Annotated in this window: 23 protein-coding genes; 14 read left to right on the top strand and 9 right to left on the bottom strand. The window is 60.6% G+C overall.

Annotated features, from left to right (window positions below; translation table 11 throughout):
* The first annotated feature begins 252 nt into the window (after positions 1–252).
* Positions 253–1902, top strand: coding sequence for an AAA family ATPase (locus V7714_RS13105; RefSeq protein WP_335710135.1), 1650 nt, complete (start codon positions 253–255; stop codon positions 1900–1902).
* 1 nt (position 1903) lies between these two features.
* Entirely contained in the window at positions 1904–2578 is a 675-nt protein-coding gene (locus tag V7714_RS13100; protein WP_335710134.1) for a general secretion pathway protein GspB, read from the top strand.
* A 263-nt stretch (positions 2579–2841) separates the two neighbouring features.
* Here V7714_RS13100 and V7714_RS13095 read toward each other — a convergent pair whose 3' ends face one another.
* The 5 genes from V7714_RS13095 to pap all read right to left on the bottom strand — a co-directional run bounded on the left by V7714_RS13095 (position 2842) and on the right by pap (position 8374).
* On the bottom strand, positions 2842–4167 hold the full coding sequence (locus V7714_RS13095) for a cytochrome-c peroxidase (RefSeq protein WP_335710133.1): 1326 nt from the start codon (positions 4165–4167) through the stop codon (positions 2842–2844).
* Positions 4168–4299: 132 nt separating this feature from the next.
* On the bottom strand, positions 4300–4968 hold the full coding sequence (locus tag V7714_RS13090) for a response regulator (protein ID WP_335710132.1): 669 nt from the start codon (positions 4966–4968) through the stop codon (positions 4300–4302).
* The gene (locus V7714_RS13085; protein ID WP_335710131.1) at positions 4965–6377 is read right to left on the bottom strand and encodes an ATP-binding protein; all 1413 of its coding nucleotides are present in this window, start codon (positions 6375–6377) and stop codon (positions 4965–4967) included. The genes V7714_RS13090 and V7714_RS13085 overlap by 4 nt, the downstream gene beginning before the upstream one ends.
* 125 nt (positions 6378–6502) lie before the next feature.
* Complete coding sequence (locus tag V7714_RS13080; RefSeq protein WP_335710130.1) at positions 6503–6796, bottom strand: hypothetical protein; 294 nt, start codon at positions 6794–6796, stop codon at positions 6503–6505.
* A 96-nt stretch (positions 6797–6892) separates the two neighbouring features.
* On the bottom strand, positions 6893–8374 hold the full coding sequence (gene pap / locus V7714_RS13075; RefSeq protein ID WP_335710129.1) for a polyphosphate:AMP phosphotransferase: 1482 nt from the start codon (positions 8372–8374) through the stop codon (positions 6893–6895).
* Positions 8375–8669: 295 nt separating this feature from the next.
* On the opposite strand from pap, the gene V7714_RS13070 reads away from it, so the two are divergent.
* From V7714_RS13070 to V7714_RS13025, 10 genes are all read left to right on the top strand, one after another.
* Positions 8670–9362 carry a substrate-binding periplasmic protein gene (locus tag V7714_RS13070; protein ID WP_335710128.1) on the top strand — a complete coding sequence of 231 codons (693 nt, stop codon included), beginning with the start codon at positions 8670–8672 and terminating at the stop codon, positions 9360–9362.
* A 404-nt stretch (positions 9363–9766) separates the two neighbouring features.
* The gene (gene rimO / locus V7714_RS13065; protein WP_335710127.1) at positions 9767–11083 is read left to right on the top strand and encodes a 30S ribosomal protein S12 methylthiotransferase RimO; all 1317 of its coding nucleotides are present in this window, start codon (positions 9767–9769) and stop codon (positions 11081–11083) included.
* A 46-nt stretch (positions 11084–11129) separates the two neighbouring features.
* On the top strand, positions 11130–12068 hold the full coding sequence (locus V7714_RS13060; protein ID WP_335710126.1) for a hydrogen peroxide-inducible genes activator: 939 nt from the start codon (positions 11130–11132) through the stop codon (positions 12066–12068).
* A gap of 130 nt (positions 12069–12198) precedes the next feature.
* The gene (locus tag V7714_RS13055) at positions 12199–12675 is read left to right on the top strand and encodes a rubrerythrin family protein (RefSeq protein WP_335710125.1); all 477 of its coding nucleotides are present in this window, start codon (positions 12199–12201) and stop codon (positions 12673–12675) included.
* A 40-nt stretch (positions 12676–12715) separates the two neighbouring features.
* Positions 12716–12883 carry a rubredoxin gene (locus V7714_RS13050; protein WP_284195887.1) on the top strand — a complete coding sequence of 56 codons (168 nt, stop codon included), beginning with the start codon at positions 12716–12718 and terminating at the stop codon, positions 12881–12883.
* Between the two features lie 115 nt (positions 12884–12998).
* Positions 12999–14147, top strand: coding sequence for an NAD(P)/FAD-dependent oxidoreductase (locus V7714_RS13045; protein WP_335710124.1), 1149 nt, complete (start codon positions 12999–13001; stop codon positions 14145–14147).
* Positions 14148–14159: 12 nt separating this feature from the next.
* Entirely contained in the window at positions 14160–15287 is a 1128-nt protein-coding gene (locus V7714_RS13040; RefSeq protein ID WP_335710123.1) for a GNAT family N-acetyltransferase, read from the top strand.
* Positions 15288–15343: 56 nt separating this feature from the next.
* A complete protein-coding gene (locus V7714_RS13035; protein WP_335710122.1) occupies positions 15344–16261 on the top strand; it encodes an alpha/beta fold hydrolase in 918 nt (305 codons plus the stop codon).
* Positions 16262–16657: 396 nt separating this feature from the next.
* Positions 16658–19075: a DUF1631 domain-containing protein gene (locus V7714_RS13030; RefSeq protein ID WP_335710121.1), complete on the top strand. Its 2418-nt coding sequence runs from the start codon at positions 16658–16660 to the stop codon at positions 19073–19075.
* 230 nt (positions 19076–19305) lie between these two features.
* Positions 19306–20190 (top strand): alpha/beta fold hydrolase, encoded by an 885-nt coding sequence (locus V7714_RS13025; protein ID WP_335710120.1) that lies wholly within the window; start codon positions 19306–19308, stop codon positions 20188–20190.
* Here the strand turns inward: V7714_RS13025 and V7714_RS13020 are convergent.
* From V7714_RS13020 to V7714_RS13005, 4 genes are all read right to left on the bottom strand, one after another.
* Positions 20184–20378 (bottom strand): hypothetical protein, encoded by a 195-nt coding sequence (locus V7714_RS13020; RefSeq protein WP_335710119.1) that lies wholly within the window; start codon positions 20376–20378, stop codon positions 20184–20186. The two genes, V7714_RS13025 and V7714_RS13020, sit on opposite strands and share 7 nt — an antisense overlap.
* Before the next feature lie 423 nt (positions 20379–20801).
* Positions 20802–21656 (bottom strand): phosphoserine phosphatase SerB, encoded by an 855-nt coding sequence (gene serB / locus V7714_RS13015; RefSeq protein ID WP_335710118.1) that lies wholly within the window; start codon positions 21654–21656, stop codon positions 20802–20804.
* 7 nt (positions 21657–21663) lie between these two features.
* Positions 21664–22377 carry a lipoprotein-releasing ABC transporter ATP-binding protein LolD gene (gene lolD, locus V7714_RS13010; RefSeq protein WP_335710117.1) on the bottom strand — a complete coding sequence of 238 codons (714 nt, stop codon included), beginning with the start codon at positions 22375–22377 and terminating at the stop codon, positions 21664–21666.
* Positions 22370–23611, bottom strand: coding sequence for a lipoprotein-releasing ABC transporter permease subunit (locus V7714_RS13005; protein WP_335710116.1), 1242 nt, complete (start codon positions 23609–23611; stop codon positions 22370–22372). The genes lolD and V7714_RS13005 overlap by 8 nt, the downstream gene beginning before the upstream one ends.
* Positions 23612–24147: 536 nt before the next feature.
* On the opposite strand from V7714_RS13005, the gene V7714_RS13000 reads away from it, so the two are divergent.
* Positions 24148–25749: a hypothetical protein gene (locus tag V7714_RS13000; RefSeq protein WP_335710115.1), complete on the top strand. Its 1602-nt coding sequence runs from the start codon at positions 24148–24150 to the stop codon at positions 25747–25749.
* Positions 25749–26762 carry a hypothetical protein gene (locus V7714_RS12995; protein ID WP_335710114.1) on the top strand — a complete coding sequence of 338 codons (1014 nt, stop codon included), beginning with the start codon at positions 25749–25751 and terminating at the stop codon, positions 26760–26762. Before V7714_RS13000 ends, V7714_RS12995 begins: the two co-directional genes overlap by 1 nt.
* The last annotated feature ends 27 nt before the right edge of the window (positions 26763–26789 follow it).

Raw genomic sequence — 26789 nt, 5'->3', positions numbered from 1 at the left:
ACAAGCCGCTTGCGGTACCGGTACCGGAACCCGTACCGCGGCGCGGCTTGCGCCTTGTCCGCTATCCGGCACTGCACGGAACGACGGGGCGAAAAGATCGTGAACAGGCTCTTAGTGCTGGAGGCATGGCTGCCGTGGCTGTTGTGCCAGCTATGGCAGTTATTGCCGCCTGTTTGCCACGGGTCTGCCAGGCACGCTTAGCATAAGACAGCGGCGCGGCGCTGATTCGGCGATAATGCGGGCCTTCTGTTGATGGCCCTGTCCCGCATGTACCTGCGTCACTTTGCCCTGAACGAGGCGCCGTTTTCCATCGCGCCGGACCCACGCTACCTGTATATGAGCCAGCGCCACCAGGAAGCCTTGGCGCATCTGCTCTATGGCTTGAGCGGTGATGGCGGCTTTGTGGTGCTGAGCGGCGAGGTGGGGGCGGGCAAAACTACGGTATGCCGCTGCCTGCTGGAGCAGATACCGGCCAGCTGTGATCTGGCCTATGTATTCAACCCCAAGCTCACTGCAGAAGAGCTGCTGGCTACGCTCTGCAGCGAGTTTGGCATTGTGCCGCCTGCGCCAGACCACAGCATCAAGGCCCTGGTCGATGCGCTCAACGGTTTTTTGCTGGCAGGCCACGCCCAGGGGCGCCATGCGGTAGTGATCATCGACGAGGCGCAGAATCTCTCGGCCGAGGTGCTCGAACAGATGCGATTGCTGACCAACCTGGAGACCAACGAGCGCAAGCTGTTGCAGATCATCCTGGTAGGACAGCCTGAACTTGACGAGATGCTGGCCCGGCCCGCGTTGCGCCAGTTGGCCCAGCGTGTGGTGGCCCGTTACCACCTGGCGGCACTAAGCCGAGCCGAGGTGGCTGCCTATGTACGGCACCGTTTACAGGTGGCGGGCTGCAATCGGCCGTTGTTTGCGGATTCCCTAATGACCACGCTCTATCGCCTGAGCGGTGGCGTGCCACGGCTGGTTAACCTGCTGTGCGACCGAGCACTGCTGGGTGCCTATACCGAGGGCAAGCAGACGGTGAGCCGACGCATCCTGGTACGCGCTGCCAGCGAGGTATTGCCGCTGGCCCACAAGCGCGCCGGCCCGCGTTGGTGGCCTTGGGCGGGCGTGGCAACGCTAGGCCTAGCAGGCTTGGGCCTGAAGCTGTTGTTTACTGCGCAGCAAGCCGCCTTGCCCGAAGTGCCAGCGCCCGTACCTGCTGCAGAACCTGCGGCCGCAGCGGTCAGCAAGAAGACTCCGTTGGTTGTTGCCACGCCACCCGTGGCCAAGCCCAGTCCCCCACCGGCCAGGGTGCTGCCCGATTTGAGCTGGCCAGACGAGGCGGCACGCCTGCAGGCGACGGACACTGCCTTTGCCGGGCTCTATCAAGCCTGGGGGCAGGATTACAACCCGACCGAGCGCTGCCCCAAGGTGGCTGCATTGCGCTGCCGCAATGCGCGGGGCGGGTTGGAGGAGTTGCGCCAGTTTGATCGACCCGCCGTACTGTATCTGGTGGACGCGACCGAGCGGGAAGTGCCGGCCTTGCTGCAGAGTATGGATGCACAATCGGTCGGCCTGCTGATTGCAGGCCAGCCACAGCGCATCAGCCATGTCGAGCTGGCGCAGTATTGGTCTGGCCGATATACCTTGCTGTGGCGTGCGCCGGATGCACCACCGGGCGCCGTACGGCTGGGTGATGGCGGCCCGTTGGTCGCCTGGCTGGCCAGGCAATTGGATGCCCTGGAGCATCGCTCAAGCACGCCGCCTGTGTTTGACGAGGCCTTACGCGCGCGGGTGAAGCAGTTTCAGCTGGCGCAAGGCCTGGCACCAGATGGCCAGGTAGGTGCGCAAACGCTGGTCAGGCTCAGCCTGGTAGGCGATATGGCGGCGCCCAGCCTGAGTGGGAGGAACTGAGATGTCTTATATATTGGACGCACTGCAAAAAGCAGAGCGTGAGCGCAAGATGGGGGCGGTGCCAACGCTCCATACCACCCTGGCAGCACCCATGCCGGAGGTTCGTCCCACCCAATGGTTCTATCTGATTTTGGCGCTGATCTTGGTGGCTTGCGGCGTCTTGATAGGCTGGCTGCAACCCTGGCGCCAGGCCGATGCTGCGGCAACCGCTGCTGCACCGGTAGCGCAGCGCATCGAACCCACCCAGCCGGTTGTGGCGGCCACCCCGCTACCCCCTACACCGGCGGCACCACCCGTGGCGGCCAATGCGCCACCGGCCGCGCCGGTTGACCCTGTGCCCACTCCGTCGCCGATAGCCCAAGCTGTGCCCGCTGCCACGGTTGCGGCAAGGCCTGCGCCGCCTGCTGCTGCGCCAGCACCCACAGTACCAGCCCAGCCGCTTGGCGAGCCACCACTGCTGGATACCTTGCCAGCCGCGCTACGACAAGGCATACCCGCGATGACGGTACTGGTGCATTCCTACTCCAGCCAGCGCAAGGACAGGGTGGTGATGATCAACAACAAGCCACTCCACGAAGGCGACTACCTGACAGCTGAGGTCAGGCTGGAAGAGATCACCCCCGAGGGGATGATCTTCATCCACAAGGGGGTGAGGTTCAGGACGGGCGTGCGTTAGTGGCCTTGCCTGTGGAGATAGGAAAAGGGGCTTTGCAGCCCCTTTTCATACATCTTCTACAGATCAGACAGTTGCTGCCAGCATCTCTGCCTTCAACGTCTTGATGCATTCATCTGCTGCAATGCCCAGTTCCCGCTTAAGGACAACAGCTTCATTGGCCATCAGTTCGTCATAAGTTGGCGCATTGGTATTGCTTTCCGGTACCCATTTTGCAATGGCCCTGCGTTACCGCGACGCAGGCATTGGCCTGGTCGCGTCCTTAACTAGTTCGCCGCAGCCACACACTGCGCCGGCTGCCGGTAGGCCGCAGGGTTTTGTGGGTCGTAGCCATCGGTCAGCGTACACAGGAAAGCCGTCATGTCACGAATCTCGGTATCGCTCAGCGCTGGCGGGCCGTTGCGGCGGAACGGTGGGCCTTGGGTGATGTTGCCGGCCAGGGCGGTGGGTAGGTCGTTGTAGCGGATGTCGGCCGAGCCATCGGCCTTGGTGTACCAGCGTGCCGGTGTGAGTTCACGGCTAGTGTAGAAGCTGATGACCTGGTTGAGCGTGCTGAATACCCCGTTATGGAAGTAGGCCTGTTTCACCGCCACATTACGCAAGGTCGGCACCCTGAACATGCCGCAGAGCGCGCGATTGCCGGCAAGGTCGGCGCGGACAGGCCCGCATAACCCCATGTCGTAGTACAGGTGATGGGGCACACCCAGGTTGGCCCCGTTGGCGGTGATAAAACTGGGCAATGCGGTGCCGTCGCGGTTGTAAGGGATGGCCCAGTTACGGGGTATGCCCAGGTTGCGGTAGCTATGGTCGGTAAACAGGGCTGGCACGCCGCCTGTTGGCCGTGCGGTGTGGCAACTGGCGCAGTTGCCGCGATTGGGGTCATTGAACAGGCGCTGGCCATTCGCTTCTCTTGGGTTGAAGCGGGCGCGGCCATTGGTGACGGCGTCGAACTTGCTGTTGAATAGCCTGAAACTGGGTTCCTCTTGCTCATAGGCTGCGATGGCGCGGCCCATGGCGGCTAGCGTTGCGTCTGGGTTATTGAGCGTGGCGGCACCGAATACTGTGCTGAACTGCGTCAGGTAGGGGCGTGTGCGCAAGCGCTGCAATACCTCGGCTGCGCTGCGGTTGCCCATTTCAAAGGCGGTCAGGAAGGGGCCTTGGGCTTGTATCGCCAAGGTATTGGCGCGGCCGTCGTGCAGCAGCCCGCCGCGTGCTGGGCTGGGGCGGGGCTGGCCGGGGGGCGGTGGTGGGTTCAGTGCGAAAGCTGGTACGAAACGGGTATAGCTTGCCGTAGGTGTATTGCGCAGCCCCTGCAGATTGAGCCCGGCACCACCCAACTGCACAGCCAGGTTGTTGGGGGCCGAGAAGCTATTGCCCGGATGATGGCAACTGGCACAGGACTGCCGCCCTGAGGCAGAAAGATTGGGGTCGAAGAACAGGCTGCGGCCTATGCTGGCCGTGGCGGAGAGGCCAGTGGCCGGTATGGGGGTTGGCTGGGGCGGTTCTGTCGCTGCAGCAAGGCCCGCTAGCAACATGCTGGCGATCAGGCCCAGCAAACGGCCTGGCTGTGGATAGGGCTTGGCTGTTGTCATGATGGTCTCCCCGCAGTAGGCGGTGTGGGTGGTGGCACAGTTGATACTGTGCGGGGAGACTGTGGAGGAATCGTGGAGACGCGAAGCGGCAATGCATTGAAGAACCACTACGCTGGGCTTTGTGGGTAGTACTTATTCGTAGCGGTAACCTACGCCATAGACGGAGTGTATGACTTCGCGCTCGCCCAGAACGGTGGCGATCTTCTTGCGCAGGTTCTTGATGTGGCTATCCACGGCGCGATCAAACACTTCTGCGCCTTCGCTGTGGGCCAGCTCCAACAATTGGGTGCGCGAATAGATGCGCCCCGGTGCCGCCAGCAGCACGCCCAGTAGCCGATACTCCTGTGGCGTCAGGCTGAGTAATTGGCCCTGGCATCGTATGCGCTGGCTGGCGATATCGTTGTCGAACAGCGGCGGCTGTGGCGGTGCTGCAGATAGGCTGCGTCGCATCAGGGCTTGTACCCGGGCGACCAATTCACGGGGGCTGAAGGGTTTGCACAGGTAATCATCAGCACCGACCTCAAACCCCAGCAAGCGGTCGATTTCTTCCACCCGGGCTGTCACCATGATGATGGGCAAGGCGCTCGATAGCCGTATCTGTTGGCATAGGCTGATGCCGTCTATGCCTGGTAGCATCAGATCCAGTACCAGCAAGGAAGGCGCTTGGCGGGCCATATGGGCGAGTACCTGATCGCCCCGTTCCAGATGGTCAACTAGGTATCCGGCCTGGGCCAGGTAGGCCACCATGACTTCGGCGATGCGGGGTTCGTCTTCTACCAGCAGGATGCGTGGTGGGTTCATCGTGTACGTGCTCCTGGGGCACGGGGTAGTTGTATCTGGATGCGCAGGCCACCCAAGGGGGAGTGCTGCGCATTGATCTTGCCACCGTGGCCTTCGACGATGGTGAGACAGATGGCAAGGCCAAGGCCGGAGCCACCATACTGGCGGCTACGCGAGGCATCGACCCGATAGAAGCGCTCGAATAAGCGTGGCAGTGCGGCATCGGGCACGCCGGGCGCGGTATCGTCCAGGATAATCTCCACTGAAGACCCATGGGCGCTTGCGCTCAGGCGTACTTCGCCGCCGGCATCGGTGTAGCGCAGGGTGTTGCTGAGCAGATTGCCGAACAGTTGCTGGATCTTGGCAGGATCGGCCTGCACGGCCAGCTCGGCAGGGGCATGCAGGCTGAGCTTGAGGCCTGCCTGCTGTAGCGAGTGGGCCAGCCTGTCGGCAAGCTCCTCAAACAGGCTGGCGAGTACGATGGGCTCGGGCTTGTATTCATGGAGGCCCACATCGGCGCGCGCCAATTGGTAAAGGTCGGCCACCAGCCCATCAAGCTCGCCCACGGCGCCTTGTAAGCGCGTCAGCCCACGTTGGTCCATGGGCATCACGCCATCATTCATGGCTTCGATATGGGCGCGCAGTATGGTGAGCGGGGTACGTAGCTCATGCGAGGTATCGGCCATCCATTGGCGGCGCGATTGTTCGAATTGCTGTAACTGTTCGGCCATGCGGTTGAAGTCACGTGCCAGCTGGCCCAACTCGTCAGCACGTTCCAGCTGTACCCGGGTTTGTAGCTGGCCCGCGGCCAGTTGCTTGGCAGACTGGGCCAGCGCTGCAATCGGGGCGCGGAAGTGCCGGGCCAGCCAGGCGGCCGCCAGGGCCGATAGGATAAAGGCTGCCAACACGCTCCACAGCATGTTGCGGGTCTGGCTGGCCAGGAACTGCCGGGTGAGGATATCGCCGCCGCCAGCGGGTGCCAGGGCCATATAGCCGATGGGCTGCCCACCGCCTTCCAGTTTAATAGGCCGGCGTGGGCGTCCCTGGGCCTCGGGCGGCCCCATCAGCAACTGCCCTTGAGCATCGAACAGAGCCAGGCGCGGGCCGAGACCGAGCCGGTCTTCCCGGCGCGGTGGCAGGCGACCCGGGCCAGCCTCAGCCCCCCTAGGTGGTGGCGGGCGATTGAAATCAGGGCCGGGTAGCAGGTCTTGCTGGCTATGGACGAAACGCCAGTCACCATGGCGTTGGTAGCGCTCGGTCAATACCTGCTCCACCACGTCGAGCCGGGTCAGCTCCAGCTTGGCTACATAGTCGTCAAAACCTTTGCCCAGGCTGAGCCGGAACAGGCCGGCTAATACCAGTACCACCATCAATACGGTTAAGGAGATGGCAATAAACAAGGTAAGGCCGATGGAGCGCATACGTGGCATGGCGGGCAGCTAGGCAAGAATCTGCAGCAGTGTAGCGAAAGGGGCGGCGGCCTGCCTTGGGCTTGTGTGGCTATCCCTGCGGGGCTGTCTGCAGAAAAACCATGGCTGAAGCACCTGAATCCTTATCACTTGGCAGCGCCGGGTGCGCCTGGCCTCTGCCGGGGTGGATGATCGGGTATGGCTGCCAGCCGTGCCGCGATCATCTTGCAGGTGCCACTGACGGTATCGCCATGTGGGGTGGTGAAACTGACCTTGACCCCTTCCTGCTTGCCGTCGCAGGCGGCGAAGGCTTCGCTGGGCGGTACCCGGCGCTGGCCTGGTGCCTGCCCCGGTGCCGCAGGATTGGCGGCGGCCAGGCTGGGCAGGGATAGAGCAAGGGCGATCATGGGGGCAATACGCTTGAGCAATGGCTTGTGCATGGCAGACTCCTGGATGGCAGGCCGGATTGGTGGCCGATGTCTGCATATTGCCCCACAACTGTGGAGCAATTGCGGAGGTGTCCATCGCTGCGCAGCTTAATCGAGTTGTGCCGCCATGGCTTCGCACAAGGTCCTGAGTATCTTGATGCGGGCGTGATACTTGTTATTGGCTTCCACCAGTGTCCAGGGGGCTTCGCTGGTGCTGGTGCGCTCTACCATATCGTGTACCGCTTCGCGGTAGGCGTCCCATTTTTCGCGGTTGCGCCAGTCATCCGGTGTGATCTTGAAGCGCTTGAAACCGGTCTGTTCTCGCGCCTCAAAGCGTTTGAGCTGTTCATCGGCATCGATGGCCAGCCAGAACTTGACCACCACGACCCCGGCATCACTCAGCTGCCGCTCAAAGTCATTGATCTCGCCGTAGGCCCGCATCCAGTCCGCATCGCTGGCATAGCCTTCCACCCGTTCAACCAGTACCCGGCCGTACCAGGAACGATCGAACAAGGTGAACTTGCCGTGCTTGGGTAGATGCCGCCAGAAGCGCCAGAGGTAGGGCTGCGCACGCTCCTCCTCGCTGGGCGAGGCAATGGGAATGACATGGTATTGGCGGGCATCCAGTGCCGCAGTGATACGGCGTATGGCACCGCCCTTGCCGGCAGCATCGTTACCTTCGAATACCGCGACCACGGCATGCGCGCGAAACCGGGGATGGCGGCTGAGCTGGTTGAGCCTGCCCTGCCACTTCTCAAGCTCGACCAGATAGTCGGCCTTGCTCATGGCTTGGTCCAACACCAGTTTATCGAGCACCCTCACGCCATCCAGCGGGGCTAGCAAAGGCGGCGCATTGGATCGGGGGCTGTCTGGGGTGGTCTGCTCCAGCCGGCTGCGCAAAGCCTGTAGCAGCAGCTTGCCTACGGTAAGGCTGCGGTAGCGCTCATCCTCGCCGTCTACCACCACCCAGGGCGCGTGGCCGGTGCTGGTGCGCAGCAATACCTGCTCGGAGACATCACGAAACTCGTCGTATTGCTTGTAGTGCTCCCAGTCTTCTTCGCGTACACGCCATTGCGTCAGTGGGTCGGCCTCTAGGGCCTTGAGGCGGGATTTTTGCTGCTTCTTGCCCAGATGAAACCAGAATTTCAGCAGTAGGGCGCCTTCGTGGCACAGCATGTCTTCAAAGCGGACGATGTCGTCCACTGCGCCGCGTAGATCGGCTTTATCGAGCTTGCCCACCACCCGATTCAGGATGGGCAAGGTATACCAGGAACCAAACAGTATGCCGATACGACCACGGGCGGGCAGGGCGCGCCAGAATCGCCACATGGCTGGCTGGGCGTACTCTTCCAGGCCAGCATCGCCAAAGGCATGGGTATCGATCAGCCTGGGGTCCATCCACTCATTGAGCAGGTTCACCGTCTCACCCTTGCCTGCGCCGTCTACCCCATTGATGAGGATGATGACGGGAAAGCTGCCCCGTTCGCGCAACTCGTACTGCGCATCCAGCAGAGCCTCCCGCAGGGCGGGTAGCTGTGCCTTGTAACTCTCCTTGTCGACCTTGTGGCCGAGTTCTGCTGCTTCGAACATGGTGGTGCTTTCACGGGGCTATCGGTGCGCTATTAAAGGTAGCGCAGAATGGATTTTATAAAGTCTGAACGTCATGTTTCGTTGCTATGCTGGTTTAAGGCTATCACCGAACATCGTATGAATATGCCGGCCAGCAGTGCGGCTGACGGCGTATGCGGCGTAGCGGGCTTGGTGAGTAGTGCCATACAAGGATTGCGGCATGACCGTGATCCACCACGGAAGGAGCCTAGTGCAATGCAACGAGGCTGGTATCGTGTACAGGTTGATTGCAGCGATTCTGTGGTTGTTACTACCTGTGACTCAGGCCGCAGAGGTGCGGTTGGCCTCGCTGTTCTGGCCTCCCTACTCGGGAGATAAGCTGGCGGGGCAGGGTATTTCGGTCGAGGTGGCCCGCGCTGCATTCCATGCGGCCGAAAGCAAGCTGCAGGTGGATTTCTATCCTTGGGCGCGTGCTGTCGCTACGGGCATGGGGACACCTGGCTATGCGGGTTACTTCCCTGAATACGATACGCCGGAAGTGCGCAGCCGCTGTCATCTTAGCGCCCCCATAGGCAATTCACCGCTGGGCCTGGTGTACCGCACAGACCGCCCAGTTGAATGGCAGCAGCCATCCGATCTACGGCGCTATGTCATAGGCGTGGTACAGGACTACGTGAACACCACTCGCTTTGATGCCGATGTGGCGTCGGGCCAGCAGCGGGTGGATAGATCAGTAGACGATACCCGCGTGCTGGTAAAGCTGGCGGCAGGCCGATTTGATGCAGGGGTCATGGACAAACACGTCTACGACTATCTGCTTAGGACAGACAAGGCTTTGGCAGGCAAACGTACGCAGTTGCTGTTTCACCCCAGGTTGTTGGAGGACAAACAGCTCTATATCTGCTTTCGCCCCACGGCCGAAGGCCGGGCCTTGGCGCAGCGCTTTAATGCGGCCTTGGCAAAGGTGGATCTACCGGCAATCTATGCCCGCCATCTGGCTGTGCAGTAGTGCTTGGGCTGTGGCCCGGGCCGTTTCAGCGTTGTCCTTTTTCTTGCACCAAGAGGTGGCTGGAGAGCGTTTCCACTTGTCTATCAAAGACATGTGGCGCCTTGTGGGTGGCTTTGCCATGGTTGGCTGGATGGCATTGCTAGCAGCTCCCTATCATGCTCTGTTTTGCCTGCAGCCCCGAAGTTTGACGGCTGGTGACCCTAGCCTGGGCACCAGCGCTACTGCTTATTCGATAAGGGTAAGGCGCCATTCTTTGGTTTGCGCGGGGTGGGTTGCGGGCTGTGTCAGGCAGGTTTTGTGCCTGTTGTTAGCGACAAGAACTAGCGTACTGATTTAAAATGGCTTTTATTCAAGCGGGCGTGTCGCGTGGCACGCCCGTTATGCTTTTGTACTGAGGAATTGCTATGCACGCCCCAAAAGTCGGTTTCGTTTCACTCGGTTGCCCCAAGGCGTTGGTCGACTCTGAGCAGATTTTGACCCAGCTTCGTGCCGAGGGTTACGCCATTTCGCCTAGCTACCAGGATGCTGATTTGGTAGTGGTCAATACCTGTGGCTTTATTGATAGTGCGGTGGCCGAGTCGCTGGATGCCATCGGCGAGGCGCTGAATGAAAACGGCAAGGTCATCGTGACCGGCTGCCTGGGCGCCAAGGATGGCGGCAATCAGATACGTGATGTGCATCCCTCTGTGCTGGCGGTGACTGGCCCCCATGCAACCCAGGAGGTGATGGCAGCGGTGCACGAGCATCTGCCCAAGCCTCATGACCCGTTTATCGACTTGGTGCCGCCGCAAGGGGTGAAACTCACACCCAAGCATTATGCCTATCTGAAGATATCGGAAGGCTGTAACCATCGTTGCTCGTTCTGCATCATCCCGTCCATGCGCGGCGATCTCGATTCGCGGCCCATACACGAGGTGCTGAAAGAGGCTGAGAATCTGGTGAAGGCCGGGGTGAAGGAATTGCTGGTGATCTCGCAGGACACCTCGGCTTATGGGGTGGATGTGAAATACAAGACCGGCTTCCATAATGGCCGCCCGATCAAGACACGCATGACTGAGCTGGTGCGTGAATTGGGTGATATGGGTGCCTGGGTACGCCTGCACTATGTCTACCCTTATCCGCATGTGGATGAGGTAATCGAGCTGATGGCGGCCGGTAAGGTGCTGCCATACCTGGATATTCCGTTCCAGCATGCCAGCCCCACTGTGCTCAAGGCCATGAAACGGCCAGCCAATGCCGAGAATGTGCTGAAGCGCCTGGCTCGTTGGCGCGAGGTCTGTCCTGATATCGCCATCCGTTCGACCTTTATCACTGGCTTCCCTGGCGAGACTGAGGCGGATTTCCAGATGCTGCTGGATTTCCTGGATGAGGCACAGCTGGATCGGGTGGGCTGCTTTACCTATTCGTCGGTTGAAGGGGCAACAGCCAATGATTTGCCCAATCATGTCGACCCTGAGGTGGCAGAAGAGCGCAAGGCACGCTTTATGGAAAAGCAGGCCGCCATCAGTGCCGCCAAGCTGCAAGCCAAGATAGGCCGTAAACTCACCGTATTGGTGGACGAGATTGATGAGCAGGGTGTGGTGGCCCGTAGTTACGCTGATGCCCCGGAAATCGATGGTCTGGTCTACATTGAAGAGACAGAGGGTGTCCGCGTTGGTGATTTCCTGGAAGTGGAAGTGACTGATGCCGACGAATATGACTTGTGGGCACAGCGAGTGTAAGATTTTACTAATGTTGCACCCACGTACCAACTCTTGACCGGCACCCATGACGCTCACCGAACTGAAGTACATTGTCGCTGTCGCCCGTGAACGCCATTTTGGCCGGGCTGCGGGTGCCTGCTTTGTCAGCCAGCCCACGCTCAGTGTGGCGGTCAAGAAGCTGGAAGACGAACTCGGGGTGACCTTGTTTGAGCGCTCGGCTGGCGATGTCTCGGTAACACCCATAGGCGAGCGCATTGTGTCGGAAGCGCAGCGGGTGCTGGAGCAGGTGCAGACCATCAAGCAACTGGCGGAACAGGGTAAGGATCCCCTGTCTGGCCCCTTGCGTCTGGGCGCCATCTACACCATCAGCCCCTATCTGCTGCCTTTCCTGATTCCCCGCTTGCGTCTGGCAGCACCGCAGATGCAGTTGTTGCTGGAAGAGAACTACACCGCACGGCTGGCCGAGATGCTCAAGCAGGGCGATATCGATGTGGCCATTCTGTCTGAGCCATTCCGTGAAAGTGGTATCGCTACGCAAGCGGTGTATGACGAACCTTTCGTCGTGGCTACCCCCAAGGGCCATCCCTGGGAGAAGCTCAAGTCGGTGGATTCAGCGCAGCTGGAAGAAGAGAACGTCTTGCTGCTCTCCCCCGGCAATTGTTTCCGCGATCAGGTGTTGCAGACCTGCCCCGAGCTTAATCGGGAGGCGGTGCATGCGGGCAGCAGCCTGCAGCGTACCTTGCAGGGGTCGTCACTGACGACCATCCGGCATATGGTGGCGGGGGGTATCGGGGTGACGGTATTGCCGGTTACCTCCATTACCTCGGCCGATGAGCAATTACTGACCATCCGTCCGTTTAAGGGGCATGCGCCCATACGCAGGGTGGTGTTGGCTTGGCGGCGCAATTTCCCCCGGCGCGAGGCCATAGAGGCGGTACGCCAAGCCATACTGGGTAGTGCCATGGCGGGCGTCACCATGCTGCCGGACTCACCCATCGAGTAACCCCAACTGCCTTTGTGTCGTGGATAGCAAAAAGCTATTGATTGCTTTTTGATATTCAATTTCTATTATTGATAGCTTCTCTCTACCATACGCTCATCCGAACGCAACCGAGCATGTAAGGAGAAGTGACATGGCTGCCCATACCCCATCTGCCACCATAAAGAATCTCGAATCGGCCTTTGCCGGCGAGTCGATGGCGCACATCAAATACCGCTATTTTGCCAAGTTGGCCCGCGAGGCCGGTGACCTGGAAACCGCCAAGGCTTTCGAGGAAACCGCCGAACAGGAGGTGATGCACGCCTTCGGCCATCTGGACCTGTTGTTTCCAAAAGACACCATGACGCCTGCCAAGGCTTTGCAGTACGCCATTGATGGCGAGACCTACGAATACACGGAGATGTATCCGACTTTCCGCCACGAGGCCGTGAAAGAGGGCAATGACGCGGCCGTACGCGAAATCGACGAGCAGATCGCCGAGTCGAAAGAGCATGCCGAGCGCTTCAAGCAGACGCTGGAAAAAGCCGCCAAGCGATTTGCCGCACTCGCCAAGGTTGAAGAGCGCCACGCCAACCATTACCGTGCGGTTCTCGCGAGTCTGTCCGCCTGATAGGCGGATCGCGGATAAAGCTAAAAATAGGAGCATCGTCATGCGTCAATTTCAATGTATTGTTTGTGGTTTCATCTACGACGAATCGGTAGGCTTGCCTGAAGATGGCATTGCTGCTGGTACCGCGTGGGATGCGATTCCGGAAGACTGGTCCTGCCCTGACTGCGGCGTGGCCAAGGCTGATTTCGAGATGGTGCAGATCGCCTGATAGCGGGTTCCGCATGGCTGATCCGCGCTGCCCGGCTTGGTGTGGCTAGCCTTGGTGGCTGCCATCCCGGCCGGGCAATTTAGTCTTAGTTTTTACCTTTTGTTGTGGAGCATGCATGACTGCCCCGATTACCTTGGTCGGCTCTGGCCTGGCTGGTTACAACCTGGCGCGCGAACTGCGCAAACTTCTGCCTGATGCGCCCTTGCGTGTCGTAACGGCCGATGCGGGCGATTTTTATTCCAAGCCCATGCTGTCGAATGCACTGACTGCCAACAAGACAGCGGCTCAACTTGCCATGAAGCCAGTGGGCAAGATGGTGGAAGAACTCAAGGCCGAGGTATTGACCCATACCCGGGTAACCGCCATAGACCGTACCGCCAAGGTACTGCACACCGCTGCGGGCGAGCTGCCGTACAGCAAGCTGGTACTGGCGCTGGGGGCAGATCAATTGCTGCCCGGCCTGGCGGGCGATGCCGCAGCGGCCGTGGTCAGTGTCAATGACCTGGCTGATTACGCCCATTTCCGTGAGTTGCTGGAAGGCAAGCAGCGTATTGTCCTGCTAGGGGCGGGCCTGATTGGTTGTGAGTTTGCCAATGACCTGGCGGCCAGCGGCAGGCAGGTCGATGTGGTGGATTTGGCCAACTGGCCCTTGTCACGCTTGCTACCTGAGATGGCGGGGCAATACCTACACGAGAAGCTGGCTGGCCTGGGGGTGCGCTTTCACCTTGGCACCAGCGTGCAGGCGGTAGCGGGGGAAGCCGGTGGGTACCGCGTGAGCCTGGCCAACGGCAAGGTGCTGGAGGCCGAGCTGGTGCTCTCGGCTATCGGCCTGCGGCCACGCTTGCAACTGGCCAGCGCTGCTGGGCTGGCAGTCAATCGTGGCATCGTGGTGAATCGATTGCTGCAGACCAGCGACCCGGATATCTACGCGCTGGGCGACTGCGCTGAGGTGGATGGCCAGGTGCTGCCCTTTGTATTGCCTATCATGCAGGCCGCCCGTGCGCTGGCGCCGACACTGGCAGGTACACCGACGCCGGTGGTGTATCCGGCCATGCCGGTGGTGGTGAAGACGCCCGTGTGCCCAACCGTGGTGGCACCGCCTGCCATGGGTAGCGTGGGTGCCTGGCAGGTGGAGCGCAGTGAAACTGGCGTCAAGGCGCTGTTCAAGGGCGAGCAGGATCAGTTGCTGGGCTTTGCCTTGTTGGGCGCTGCGACGTCGGAGCGGCAAGCACTGGCGCCGCAACTGCCGGCTGTGCTGGCCTGATAGCCGAGCACCATGCAACTACGCCTGCTGGAAGGCATGCATGCCATACCGGCAGCCTCGTGGAATGCGCTGGCCGGTAAGCAGCCTTTTCTGCAGCACGCCTTTCTGGCAGCACTGGAAGATACCGGCTGCGTAGGCGGGCAAACCGGCTGGCAGCCTTTGCACGCTGTGCTGGAGGATGGACACGGCCTGCAGGCGGCCATGCCGCTCTATGCCAAGACCCATTCCTGGGGCGAGTATGTGTTTGACTGGGCCTGGGCGGATGCCAGCGAGCGTGCAGGCTTGCCTTACTATCCCAAGCTGCTGTCGGCCGTCCCCTTTACACCCGTACCGGGCAACCGGCTGATGGCGCGAGACGACCAGAGCCGAAGCCTGTTGTTGCAAGGGGTGTTGGCCATGGCGGGGCAGGCTGGCTTTTCTGGCGTGCATTGCCTGTTTCCGGCCGAGGCAGAGGAATCCAGCCTGGCTGAGGCGGGCTTGCTGTGCCGCAGAGGCTTGCAGTTCCATTGGCTCAATCGCGGCTATGGGGATTACGAGGACTTCCTGGCGGCATTGACGCGTGATAAGCGCAAAAAGCTGCGGCAGGAGCGGCGCAAGGTGCTGGATGCCGGCATTACCGTCATACGCAAGACGGCCGGTGATATCACGCCAGCCGATTGGGCCTTTTTTGCACGCTGCTATCAACAGACCTATCTTGAGCATCGCTCCACGCCTTACCTGAATCTGGCTTTCTTTCAGCGCCTGGGCAGCATCATGGACCAGCACTGTTTGCTGGTCCTGGCCTACCAGCATGGCCAGCCCATCGCGGCGGCGCTCAATCTGTTTGATGAGCAGCGCCTGTATGGTCGCTATTGGGGGGCGACATGCTTCGTGCCCAGTCTCCATTTTGAGCTTTGCTACCACCAGGGTATCGAGTTCGCTATCGAGCGGGGCCTGGCGGTTTTCGAAGGGGGCGCTCAGGGTGAGCACAAGCTGGCGCGCGGTTTCGAGGCGGTAGAGACTCGATCCTGGCATTGGTTGGCGCAGCCGGGTATGGCCCAGGCCGTGGAGCGCTTTCTGCTGCGCGAGGGGCAGGGCGTGCAACATTATCTCGGTGAGCTGGATGAGCGGGCACCGTTTCGGGTAATGCCCGGCGCTTGAGTTCCATCAGGGGGCTGCGTAGCATGGTTGAATCAAGCGCTCGTTAGAATTAATTCATGACTGCCTCCCAACTACCCGTTACGCCCCAGCAGGATTCATTGTTTGTTGCCACGCCCGATGGGGCGCGGTTGCACCTGCGGCATATCCACGCTCCTGGGGCTGGGCGTGCCGTACTGATGGTGCATGGTGCCGTTGCCAACGCGCGTACTTTTTACAGCGATCGCGGCAAGGGTCTTGGCCCTTGGTTGGCGGCGCGTGGTTACGATGTCTATGTGCTGGATCTGCGTGGCCGTGGCCTGTCCACGCCCAAGATCGGCCACGGCCATGCCCACGGACAGACCGAGAGCATTTGTGAGGATATCCCTCTGGCGCTTGAAGAGATCGTGCGGCGGCGCGGCGAATCGGTGGAACTCGCCTTGGTGGCGCACTCTTGGGGTGGGGTGTTGCTGTCGGCTTTTCTAGCCAGACAGCCAGCCTGGGCTGCCAGAATCAAAGCCAGTGTCTATCTGGGCAGCAAGCGCAGCATACGGGTGTGGAACTGGCACCGTTGTTATGAGATCGAGTTTTTCTGGAAGCGGGCAGGGCGCTTGCTGGCTTGGTGGCAAGGCTACCTGCCTGCCGCGCGCCTGGGCATGGGGTCTGACGACGAGACCCGCAAGAGCCTGCGGCAAAGTGCGCAATGGGTTGCAGCAGGTGTATGGCGCGATAGCGACGACGGTTTTGATTATGCCGCCGCCTTAGCCCAAGGCGGATTGCCACCCACCCTTTACCTGATAGGCGGGAATGACCCGGTACGTGGACATGAGCGTGATGTGCGGCGTTTTGCTGCCGAATCTGGGCCGCATGAACATGCTTTTGGCTTGCTGGCGCGCACTGCTGGTATGACTCGTGATTATGGTCATATTGACATGTTGACTCACCCCCAGGCTGAGCATGAGGTCTACCCACAGGTGCTGGCTTGGTTGGGAAAATAATGATTTCCTGTTATCCACAGGGCAATCTTGGTTTAGAATGCCTGTGGCATCGCCAAGGGCGTGTTGTTGAATTCAAGTTTAATCAATAAGTTACGATTAATACTTGAGGTTTTTTCTACTTAGGTTGACGCGCTCTGGCTTGAAAATTAACATGCACTTATATTCCAATGAAATGCTTATCGCATAAAGCGTGGGTGTTTTGATGGTTGGCTGAGACAGCATGTGTAAAAATTTGGCGGTGCTACCATGGATAGGCACCGCCCATGCGCATGGGGACAAGCGATGAGTGCGGCCGGATTGTATTTTTCACCCGAAACCAAGCAGGGTACGACCGATGGTCGTCCCGCCGGTGCGACGCGCCCGAGCACAATGACACCTAAGCCAGAATCTCTAAGCATGCTGAACTCCTGTCGCGATCTCGCAGCCGATCTGCTGTCGAAGTCGCTGACCACCATGCTCGACAAGATCGAGGAGTCGCTGTTCGAGCTGGCCGACAAGGCGCTGGATCGCGATAGCTACAATCTCTACATGGAGGCGCGCGGACAGGCTCAATCCAAGCGTTCCGAGATTGAGGCTGAGTTTCGTCGGCGTTTTGTAGAAGGCTTCAACCGCACGCTGACCGGCAAGCAAGATAACGCCAGCTTTGACAAGGTCGACTTCGACAACCTGGAACTCTCGCTGGTTGGCCATGACGACTACGAAGAGGATCTGGCGGCCACCAATATCGCCAGCAAGCTCAAGTCCAAGCTGGGCGATGAGCTCAATGCCCTGAATTTCCGCATGGGCCACCTCATGCAGCTGCCCGAGGCCAGCCGCGACGATCACCCCATGAGCCCGCAGGCGGTGGTGGATGCATTCCGCAGCGCCTGCATGAAAATCGAGTCTGACCTCAATGTACGCCTGCTGGTGCTCAAGCAGTTCGAGCAGATGGCGGCCGAGAATGTGCCGAATGTCTACCAGAACCTGAATCGCTTCCTGGTGGACCGTAATATCCTGCCCGTCCTGCCCAAGGCAGGCTTCCGTCGCCGCGCTGGTGGTGCACCGCGCCGCCCAGCTACGCAGGTAGAGCAGGGCGGCCACGGCATGGATGCAGGCATGATGCAGGGCGATGCCGGCATGGGCGGCTATGCCTCGCAGATGGGTTTTGGCACGGGCGGCTTTGCCCCGGCACAGGCTGCGGGTGGCATGGACCTGCCTGCTTATGCGGTTGGCAACGAGCATGAGCTGATTTCATCGCTGCAACAGCTGCTTGCCTTCAATCAGGCCATGCAGGGCTTGCCCCAATTGGGTGCGCCGGCCATGGGCATGGCCCTGCCGGTAGCCGGCATGCCGGAGCAGCAGATGCCGCCGGCTGCGCCCATGTTCATGAGCAGCGTGGGCCAAAGCTTTTTGGATGCGCTGAACCTGCTGCAGCAAGGCCGGGTAGATGGTACCCTGGCGGATACCGGCGACCTGGATGCCCAAGCACTGACCGCCGGCACAGCCAATGTGCTGCACCAGATCAAGACCACTAGCCTGGCTTCCTCGCTGGGACATGTCGACGCCATGACCATCGATATCGTGGCCATGCTGTTCGACAATCTGTTTGATGACCGCAATATCCCCGCGCCGATGAAGGCGCTGATTGGCCGCCTGCAGATACCGGTACTCAAGGTGGCCATGCTGGACACCAAGTTCTTTGCCCGCAAGCAGCACCCTACCCGTAAGCTGCTGGATGCCTTGGCGCAAGCCGCATTGGGCTGGGAAGAGAGTGACGGTCTGGATGACCGGCTGTACAAGAAGCTGTCCGATATCGTCGAGCGCATCGTGCAGGAGTTCGACGAGAACATCTCTCTGTTTGATGAGGCGCTGACCGAGCTGGAAGGATTTCTGGCCGAGGAAGAAGTGCTGGCGGAATCCAGCGCCGAGGCGGCTACTGCGCAACTGATAGAGGCTGAAAAGGCCGAACTGGCCAGCAAGCAGGCCGAAGTGGCCATCAGCCAGTTGCTGGCAAGTTACGCCGATATGCCGGAGCTGCTGCGTAATTTCGCAGACCAGCAATGGCGTGAGGTGCTGCGCTATGCCGCGCTGAACAACGAGACTCAGCCTGAAGCCTGGCCTGATGCCATCAAGGCCATGGAAGACCTGATCTGGAGCATACAGCCGAAGATCGGTGTGGAAGAGCGTTTGCGCCTCGTGAACCTGCTGCCCAAGCTGCTCAAGCGTCTGGAGCGTGGCACGGAAGAAGCTGGTGTGGACCGTAGCAAGCGTGAGGCATTCTTTGCCGAACTGGTGCATTGCCACGCTTATGCCATCAAGTCTGGTCTCAAGCAGGCTGAGCCCGTGCCTATGCCTGTGCCAGAGGTGGCAGGCGCTGCCCCTGCGCCAGCGCCAGTGTTGGCCCCGCTGGAGATCGCAGCACCGGCACCGGCACCAGCAGTTGCCGTCAATCTGAGTGATCTGGCCGATCTGCCCGTACTGGATATCGGCCCGGCTGATGGCGGCTTCCAGATTACCGATGCGAACTGGGATAGCGGTCTGGATAAATACCGTGATTACGATGACGTGGTGGCCAACCAGCTCAAGCGTGGCGCCTGGGTGGAGTTCCGCCAGGATGACGGCAGCTTGAGCCGCGCCAAGCTGGCCTGGGTAAGCCCGCGCAAGAGCCGCTACCTGTTTACCAACCGCCAGGGGGAGAACGGCCTGGAGTTCACGCTGATGGAGTTGATAGCCTTGTTCAAGCGCGGTGATGCCAGCCTGATCGAGAGCGGCCCATCGGTGGAGCGTGCTGTCAGCGACATGATAGACATGCTGCAGACCCAACAGGCGGCCTGAACCCGCAGATACGCCTCCGACTGCTCGCCCTCGGCGCTGCTCGTCAGCACCTGGTCTGGCCTCAGTTGTTCATCAATTCAAGTGCATTACAGGGTCTCAATCATGCCCGCCTTATGGCGGGCATTTTTTCGGGTACTTCCAGAAACTGCACTTTCATCGCAGTATGGTTTTGCTCGCTGACATGCCGCGGCTTGCGGAAGCATCCTTTCGACCAGACTGGAGTCGGATTCATGTACCAGCCTTTGTATCCTGCCCGGCAGCAATATCAACGCTTGCGAGGCGTGGACTATCGCTTGCTACGCTGGGGGCAAGCCGGTGCTCAGCCTTTGCTATTGCTGCACGGCTGGATGGATAGTGCAGAGACTTTTCAGTTCATGCTGGACGAGGCACCCGCTACCCTGCGCGAATACGATGTGATTGCACCGGATTGGCGTGGGTTCGGGCTAAGCAGTTGGGCTGGCGAGGGATATTATTTTCCGGACTATCTGGCTGATCTGGATGCCTTGCTGGCATGGCTGGCGCCAGCGGGGCCAGTTGCCCTGCTGGGCCACAGCATGGGCGGCATCGTGGCAGGGTTGTACGCGGGCATACGGCCAGAGCGCGTAGGCAAGCTGATATCACTGGAAGGGTTTGGCCTGCCAGCCACCCAGCCCGAGCAGGCGCCAGCACGCTACCGCCGCTGGCTGGATGAACAGGCCGCGGGAGCGAGCTGGCGTAGCCTGGCTGGTTTGGAAGAGATGGCTGCGCGCCTGCAGAAGACCCATGCCAAGCTCGATGGCGATCAGGCTGCCTGGCTTGCGGCGGCACTCACGGCCGGGGGGGATGATGGCTGGCGCTATCGGGCCGATCCTAGGCATCGCTGGGTCAACCCGGTGCTGTATAGGCTGGAAGAGGCCATGGCCTGCTGGCGCGAGGTGAGCGCCGACACGTTGTGGTTGGCCGGCGACGAGGCCAAGCTGCTCTCGTGGTTGGGAGAGACACCCGAGCAGTTTGCATTGCGGCGAGCCTGCATCGCTCGCCTGCAATACCAGGTGTTGCCCGACTGTGGCCACAACCTGCATCATGACGCGCCGGCCTTGGTGGCACAGCGCGTGGCAGACTTCCTGGCTCAGTGATACTTGGCCGGGAGATAGACTGGCGAGCCGGGTTGCAACTGGTGGTATTGGGGCAGGCTGATGCCGGCATCACGCGTGGCTTCGGTACGCCGTTCTGCATGCAGGCTGATTGCCTGTGCATCGGTATCGCGGAACAGCGCTTCCAGCTGATGCACCAATGATTGGAACAGGGCGGGAGTGGGTATCATGACAGCGCTCCTTTCAAGCAATGTACGTCTTGTGAACGTAAGGTCATGATGGCGTGTAGTTTGCTGCAGTGCAACAACAAAACGCAGGCTCAGCAATAATCCCATCGTGCCTGAAAGAATCGGAATAAATACTCTAGGCCTTGGCTTGCAGGGTATTGGGCTGGCAAACGAAACGCAGCCGGTGCTGGTGGCTGCCTTTGTGAATATTGCGATGCAGCATGATTTGCGGTAGCAATGATGGTGAGTGCCTGCGAGATTCCCGCCACGCACCGTGCAAGCTGGACTTCCGTTACAGCGATGTGGGCGGGGCATCAATCAGGGGAGAGCCTGCGGGTTCGGGCTGCATTGATGTCTAGAGCCAGGTGCTCCTGGTGCCTATTCAGGCCACACCACCCATCAATGGCTGGAATTCATACCCGATGCTCAGTCGAAATAGGCCAGCATGCCATCCAGGCCGGTATGGTCGAGCGCGTAGGCGGCCTGGGCTTTTACCAGGGGCTTGGCGTGGCAGGCGATGCCATAGCCAGCCACGGCCAGCATTCTCAAATCATTGGCGCCATCGCCCATGGCCACCACCTGATCGGGCCGCAAGCCCAGCTCCTCACGCATCCTGACCAGTTCGTCGGCCTTGGTCTGGGCATCGACAATGTCGCCAACGATATGTCCAGTCAGCTTGCCATCTTCCACCCCCAGCACGTTGGCGATGGCGCGCGTCAAGTTCAACCGGGGCTTGAGCTTGTCGGTAAAGAAGGTAAAGCCGCCAGATATCAGCAGCGTCTTGCCGCCTGCGGCCTGCACCGCCCGCAGCATGGTCTCTGCACCTGGCATCAATTGCAGGCGCTGCTCGTAAACCGCATCCAGTGCTGTCTGGGGCAGGCCGGCCAGCAGGGCTACACGCTCGGTCAGGCTTTGCCGAAAATCCAGTTCCCCACGCATGGATCGCTCAGTAATAGCAGCAACCTGGGGCTTGATGCCCTGCATGTCGGCAATCTCGTCTATGCACTCGATGGTGATCAGAGTCGAATCCATATCCATGACCACCAGACCAATATCTGCCAAACGGGCCGAGACCGGTATGAAGGCATGGTCGTAACCGGCTTCGGCGCAGAAGGCTGCCACGGCATCCTGGCTGAAGATATCTGCATGAGCGAGTTTGAAGGCCTGATGACCCAGGGCGCCAGGACGGACTGCGCTGATCTGATCGGCACCGGCCAGCTGTGCCAGTCGCTTGAGGTTCTGGGTGGCGATTTCCGGTGCCTGGATAATGAGCTTGTGCATGGCAGGGTCAGGTGGTCTTGAGCAGGCGTGATCTGTCGGAGGCGGCATCGGCTCTGGCCAGTTTGCCGTCGTTCAAGGTAAGTACCCGGCCGGTGCGGGCTGCCAATTCCATGTCGTGGGTGACGATGATGAGGGCTGTACCCAGCCTGTCGTTGAGGCTAAGCATCAATTCATACACGGTGTTGGCCGTATGCCGGTCGAGATTGCCTGTGGGCTCGTCGGCCAGCAGGCATAGCGGGTCGGTCACCAGGGCACGTGCTATGGCGGCACGCTGGCGCTCGCCGCCCGAGAGCTCGCCCGGCTTGTGCTTGAGTCTATGGCCCAGGCCCACTTGTTCCAGCATGGTCGCCGCCTTGGCTTCGGCCTCCTTGCGTGGCATGCGTCGTATCAGCAGGGGCATGGCGACATTTTCCAGCGCGCTGAACTCGGGCAGCAGGTGGTGGAACTGGTAGACAAAGCCCAGCAAACGATTGCGCAAGGCACTGCGCGCCGCTTCACCCAGGCTGAATGGGTCTTGCCCATCGACACTGAGCGTGCCTGTGGAAGGCGTATCCAGCGTGCCTAGCAGGTGTAACAAGGTGCTCTTGCCCGAGCCGGAGCTACCTACAATGGCCAGCTTTTCGCCACGCTCTACCTGCAGGTCGATGCCGTTGAGTACAGGCACTTCCAGGTCGGGATAGGTCTTGCCCAGGCCCTGGGCCAGCAATATGGGATTACTCATAGCGCAAGGCCTCCGCAGGGTTGATGCGGGCAGCACGCCAACTAGGGTAGAGCGTTGCCAGGAAGGCCAGCACCAGCGATACCGTACCGACAAACACGACGTCGCCGACCAATACTTCGCTGGGGACAGACGAGATCAGATAAACCTGGGGCGAGAGTATCTTGAAGTTCAGCAGGCCCTCAAAGAAGCTGACCACCGCGCCTACGTTGTAGGCCAGCAGCGTGCCGCACAAAACGCCTACCAGCGTACCGACTATGCCTATGGTGGCACCCTGTATCACGAATATCTTGAGTATGCTGCCGGGCGATGCACCCAGGGTGCGCAGAATGGCAATGTCGGCCTGTTTGTCGGTGACGGTCATGACCAGGCTGGATACCAGGTTGAAGGCAGCAATACCGACTATCAGCGTCAGTATCAGCGACATCATGCGTTTTTCGATCTGTACCGCGCGGAAGTAGTTGCTGTTCTCCATAGTCCAGTCGCTGATCCATAAGGACTGATGGCTGGCTTGCAGGGTCTCGCGCACCGTGGGGGCAGCAAGCGGGTCGGTGATTTTCAGCCGTATGCCGCTGATATCCTCACCCAGCCGGTAGAGTTTTTGTGCATCGGCCAGATCCACCAGGGCCAGGCCAGCATCGTATTGGTACATATCAATACGGAATAGGCCGACCACGGTAAAGCTGCGAAAGCGCGGCATCATGCCGGCTGGGGTGATGTTGCCCTGCGGGATGGCTAGCGTGACCTTATCACCAAGGCCGACACCCAAGGCCCGAGCCAGCTCCTGGCCCAGCACCACGTTGAATTCACCTGTCTTGAGTGCGTCCAGACTGCCACCCACCATGTGGCTGCCCAGGCCGGCCACCTGTTCTTCCAGCTTGGGAACGATCCCGCGCACCATGGCGCCCTGAGTGGCACCCTCGTGCCAGAGCAGGCCCTGGCCTTGCACATAGGGTGCGCTGGCGATGACGTCCGGATGCTGTTTCAGCGTGGCATCGGCTTCCTGCCAGCGCGCCAGTCTGCCACCTTCACCGCCGGCCTGCACATGGGAGGCTACTTCCAGGATGCGGCCACGGATTTCGCGCTGGAAACCGTTCATGACGGACAGTACCGTGATGAGGGCGATGACCCCCAGGGCGATACCGGCCATGGAGGCAGCCGAGATAAACGAGATAAAGCCGTTGCGGCGCTTGGCGCGGGTGTAGCGCAGACCGATCAGCCATTCAAATGAATTCACGCGATACCATGCTAGTAAGGGAAGTAAGGGGCGAAGTGTGCCACAGCAGGGGGCTGCCCGCCCACATCGGAGCCGAGTCGATCCTGATGCTGGCGAGGAGTTCCCAAGAGTGAACCGGACACCGCTCAAGAGCGTCATAACATATAGCTTTGTGAGCCAGGGGGCTTTGCCTTAGTTTCATGTGGCGGGCGGTGGCGGGGTAGAATGCGGCCAGCTTTTGCCGGGTGAGGTTGCAATGCCCGGTTTCCATTGCTGCATCAGCCCATAAGCAGGACGGCGTGCTGCCGGAACCGGTAAAATCAATCGCCTATGGCGGATTGTGTCTGCGCTACAGCGAGCGGTGCGGTGGGAGTATGGCTTGCGCACCTTGCCATCGGGCACCCGGCGTGGCTGGGTGGTGGGCGCGAGAACGTGGGTTTTATGAGGTTCCTGAAGGCATTCCCAATGCACCCATGGATTATTGCGCCGCAGTGCCGATATGATGGGATGACATACTGGATGGCCCCTGCGGGGATAACACTGGGTACTGCTGCTAGATGATAGACACCTTCAAGAAGCTATTCGTATTCGGCCGGGAATCCCGCTTGGACAAGGCGGTGGCCACCGTGCAGAGCTCGGCTACGCTGGCGCCTGTCCAGGCCATGCAATCGGCAGGAGAGTGGCTGGCACAGGAGCTTCGCCGCGCCGAACATCGCCGCGATGGTTTGGCCATCATGCGGGCGATTGATGACGACCTGCGCAGCATCCTGGAGGGTGCCATGGCAGGCATGCTGGAGGCCAAGACCAACCATGCCAGGCTGAATCTGCTGCTGCAGACCACCGTACCCTTCTGTGCCGTGATACTCGAGGCTTATACCGAGGCTTTGCGCCGCGATATGGTCGAGCTGGCGCGCAAGCCGGCCAATGCACCGCTGGTGCAGGCATCGGTGGCCAACTGGCTGTACTGGATAGGCCGTGACCATGTAGTGCGTTTTGTGCGCGAGCCCAAGATGGACCGCCTGCCCTGGCACGAAATTGGCCCGGCTGCGGAGTTTGCCCTGAGCCTGGGCGGCACCTTTGCCTCCAGGATAGCCCGGCCCGATGGCGAGGCTGGGCGCCTGCAGAAACAACTGTCGCACCTGGTGTTGCTGTCGCGTACCTTGACGCCAGACTTGCAGGGGCGGCAACTGCTGATTGCCGATAGAGTGGCCGATACCTTGGCAAGCTTTATCAAGGTCAGCGACAAGCACTCCAGCCAGACGCCGTTCGGCCAGGCCAACAGCGATGACAACCCGCCCACCATGCTGACCCGCATGCCTACCCAGGCGCTGGTGCAGGGCCGTGGTTTGTTCTATGGCCTTGAGAAGACCCTGATGGAACTGGTGGCGCTGGAAAACATCATCACCAGCCAGGGTAAGGTGCCGCAAAAGATGAATGCGGACGAACACCTGGAGGTGGCAGAGACCCTGGTGGTGATCAAGCATCTGAAAAATCGCTGGAGCGGCCGCGAAGTCAAGCGGCAGGCCGAGCGCAAGGCCATCAGCGGCTCGCTGACCATCTGCTACGACTTCGGCGCCATACGCCGCATGGTGGTGCAAGCCACCCAGGAGACCAAGACTCGCACCAACGAGACCACCATAGAGCGCGCCATGGTGGAGGATGTCAGTGCCACCGGTGTGGGCCTGCAGCTCAACAAGCATACAGGCTGGCTCAAGGTGGGCATGCTGATGGGGGTCAAGACCGACAAGGATGTGAACTGGCGCATTGGTATCGTCCGTCGGGCCATTGCCCGTGGTCAGGGACAAATGGTAGCTGGCGTGCAACTGCTGGCACGCGATCCGGAATCGGTGCGCCTGACGCGTCGCGCCAATGTATCGCAATGGGACATGGTGTCTGACCACCAATCCTGGGACAACCTGCTGGGCCTCTACCTGCGGCCCGATCCGCTGAATGAGAACAGCCATCTACTGATACTGGCCAAGGCCGACCTGGTTGCTGGTAAGACCTACGGGGCGCCGGCAACCCGCGAGGGGGACCTGGCTTTCCGGGTAATCAGCCAGCAGGAGATAGGTGCTGATTGCGTGATCTACCGGGTAGAGCGGTTGGCCACGGTCGCGGGCGACACACAGACCGGCGCGAAGCGCGATTCGAGTAGCTGATGAAACTGACTTTGCTGTTGCCCGACCTGCGTTTTGCCAGGCAGGCGGGGTTTGACCCTGTGGTGGAAATGGCGTTGCCCGGACTGAGTAGCCTGCTGGGCCGCGCCGACCGTCGTCCACAGCCTGCCACCACCATGGAAGACTGGTTGCGCCAGCAGTTTGGTGGCGAGGGGGGCGGTGCGGCCGCCCTCACCTTGCCGCTGGATCTGCCAGGCGCAGCGGCGGGCCATTGGCTGCGCGCCGACCCGGTACACCTGCGGGCAGACCGTGATAGGGCCTTTTTGTTTGATGCCAGCCTGCTGGCAATCGACCAGGCCGAGGCGGATGCCCTGGTGGCAGCCTTGAACAAGCTGTATGCCGACGACGGCTACCAGTTTGTGGCAGCCACACCCAACCGCTGGTACTTGCGCCTGCCCGAGGCGCCTGATTTCACCACCACGCCCTTGGCGCGGGTAGTGGGGCAGGATGTGCATGCACACCTACCCAAAGGCCCCACGGCACTGCGCTGGCATCGCTTGCTCAACGAGCTGCAGATGCTGCTCTATACCCAGCCTGCCAATGATGCGCGCGAGCAGGCGGGTAGGCCCACCATCAATTCGATCTGGCTGTGGGGCGAGGGCGTTGCCCCCCATGGGCTGATCAAGCCCTGCGACAGGCTGGTCGGTAATGATGCGCTGGCATGTGGCCTGGCGCAGGCTGCCGGCGTGGCCCACCAGGCACTACCGGCGGGTTGGAAGGCATCCGGTGCCGGCCACACCCTGATCTGCCTGGATCAACTGGTGGCCAGTGCAAGGCAGGGTGATATCCACGCCTGGCGAGAGGCCTTGCAGCAGCTGGAGCGCGATTGGTTCCAACCCCTGCTGGCTGCTTGGCAAGCGGGTGAGGTGGACGCCATCGATATGGTGCTACTAGGTGCACAGCAGACCCTGCAGGCGAGTTTGCGCCGTGGCGATCGCTGGAAGCTCTGGCGGCGACCGGTACTGTTGCGTGATTGCCTGGCCGAAGCTGTGTGACCATGACGGCCCTTGTAACCTCTGTTG

It is taken from the genome of Chitinimonas sp. JJ19 (genome assembly GCF_036961565.1).
Taxonomy (GTDB): domain Bacteria; phylum Pseudomonadota; class Gammaproteobacteria; order Burkholderiales; family Chitinimonadaceae; genus Chitinimonas.
This window is presented reverse-complemented; position numbering and strand designations above follow the sequence as displayed.

Bases quoted from the DNA above. Each gene is read 5' to 3' on its own strand.
- V7714_RS13105 (WP_335710135.1), top strand. From the start codon at position 253: ATGGCCCTGTCCCGCATGTACCTGCGTCACTTTGCCCTGAACGAGGCG.
- V7714_RS13100 (WP_335710134.1), top strand. From the start codon at position 1,904: ATGTCTTATATATTGGACGCACTGCAAAAAGCAGAGCGTGAGCGCAAG.
- V7714_RS13095 (WP_335710133.1), bottom strand. From the start codon at position 4,167: ATGACAACAGCCAAGCCCTATCCACAGCCAGGCCGTTTGCTGGGCCTG.
- V7714_RS13090 (WP_335710132.1), bottom strand. From the start codon at position 4,968: ATGAACCCACCACGCATCCTGCTGGTAGAAGACGAACCCCGCATCGCC.
- V7714_RS13085 (WP_335710131.1), bottom strand. From the start codon at position 6,377: ATGCCACGTATGCGCTCCATCGGCCTTACCTTGTTTATTGCCATCTCC.
- V7714_RS13080 (WP_335710130.1), bottom strand. From the start codon at position 6,796: ATGCACAAGCCATTGCTCAAGCGTATTGCCCCCATGATCGCCCTTGCT.
- pap (WP_335710129.1), bottom strand. From the start codon at position 8,374: ATGTTCGAAGCAGCAGAACTCGGCCACAAGGTCGACAAGGAGAGTTAC.
- rimO (WP_335710127.1), top strand. From the start codon at position 9,767: ATGCACGCCCCAAAAGTCGGTTTCGTTTCACTCGGTTGCCCCAAGGCG.
- V7714_RS13060 (WP_335710126.1), top strand. From the start codon at position 11,130: ATGACGCTCACCGAACTGAAGTACATTGTCGCTGTCGCCCGTGAACGC.
- V7714_RS13055 (WP_335710125.1), top strand. From the start codon at position 12,199: ATGGCTGCCCATACCCCATCTGCCACCATAAAGAATCTCGAATCGGCC.
- V7714_RS13050 (WP_284195887.1), top strand. From the start codon at position 12,716: ATGCGTCAATTTCAATGTATTGTTTGTGGTTTCATCTACGACGAATCG.
- V7714_RS13045 (WP_335710124.1), top strand. From the start codon at position 12,999: ATGACTGCCCCGATTACCTTGGTCGGCTCTGGCCTGGCTGGTTACAAC.
- V7714_RS13040 (WP_335710123.1), top strand. From the start codon at position 14,160: ATGCAACTACGCCTGCTGGAAGGCATGCATGCCATACCGGCAGCCTCG.
- V7714_RS13035 (WP_335710122.1), top strand. From the start codon at position 15,344: ATGACTGCCTCCCAACTACCCGTTACGCCCCAGCAGGATTCATTGTTT.
- V7714_RS13030 (WP_335710121.1), top strand. From the start codon at position 16,658: ATGCTGAACTCCTGTCGCGATCTCGCAGCCGATCTGCTGTCGAAGTCG.
- V7714_RS13025 (WP_335710120.1), top strand. From the start codon at position 19,306: ATGTACCAGCCTTTGTATCCTGCCCGGCAGCAATATCAACGCTTGCGA.
- V7714_RS13020 (WP_335710119.1), bottom strand. From the start codon at position 20,378: ATGATACCCACTCCCGCCCTGTTCCAATCATTGGTGCATCAGCTGGAA.
- serB (WP_335710118.1), bottom strand. From the start codon at position 21,656: ATGCACAAGCTCATTATCCAGGCACCGGAAATCGCCACCCAGAACCTC.
- lolD (WP_335710117.1), bottom strand. From the start codon at position 22,377: ATGAGTAATCCCATATTGCTGGCCCAGGGCCTGGGCAAGACCTATCCC.
- V7714_RS13000 (WP_335710115.1), top strand. From the start codon at position 24,148: ATGATAGACACCTTCAAGAAGCTATTCGTATTCGGCCGGGAATCCCGC.
- V7714_RS12995 (WP_335710114.1), top strand. From the start codon at position 25,749: ATGAAACTGACTTTGCTGTTGCCCGACCTGCGTTTTGCCAGGCAGGCG.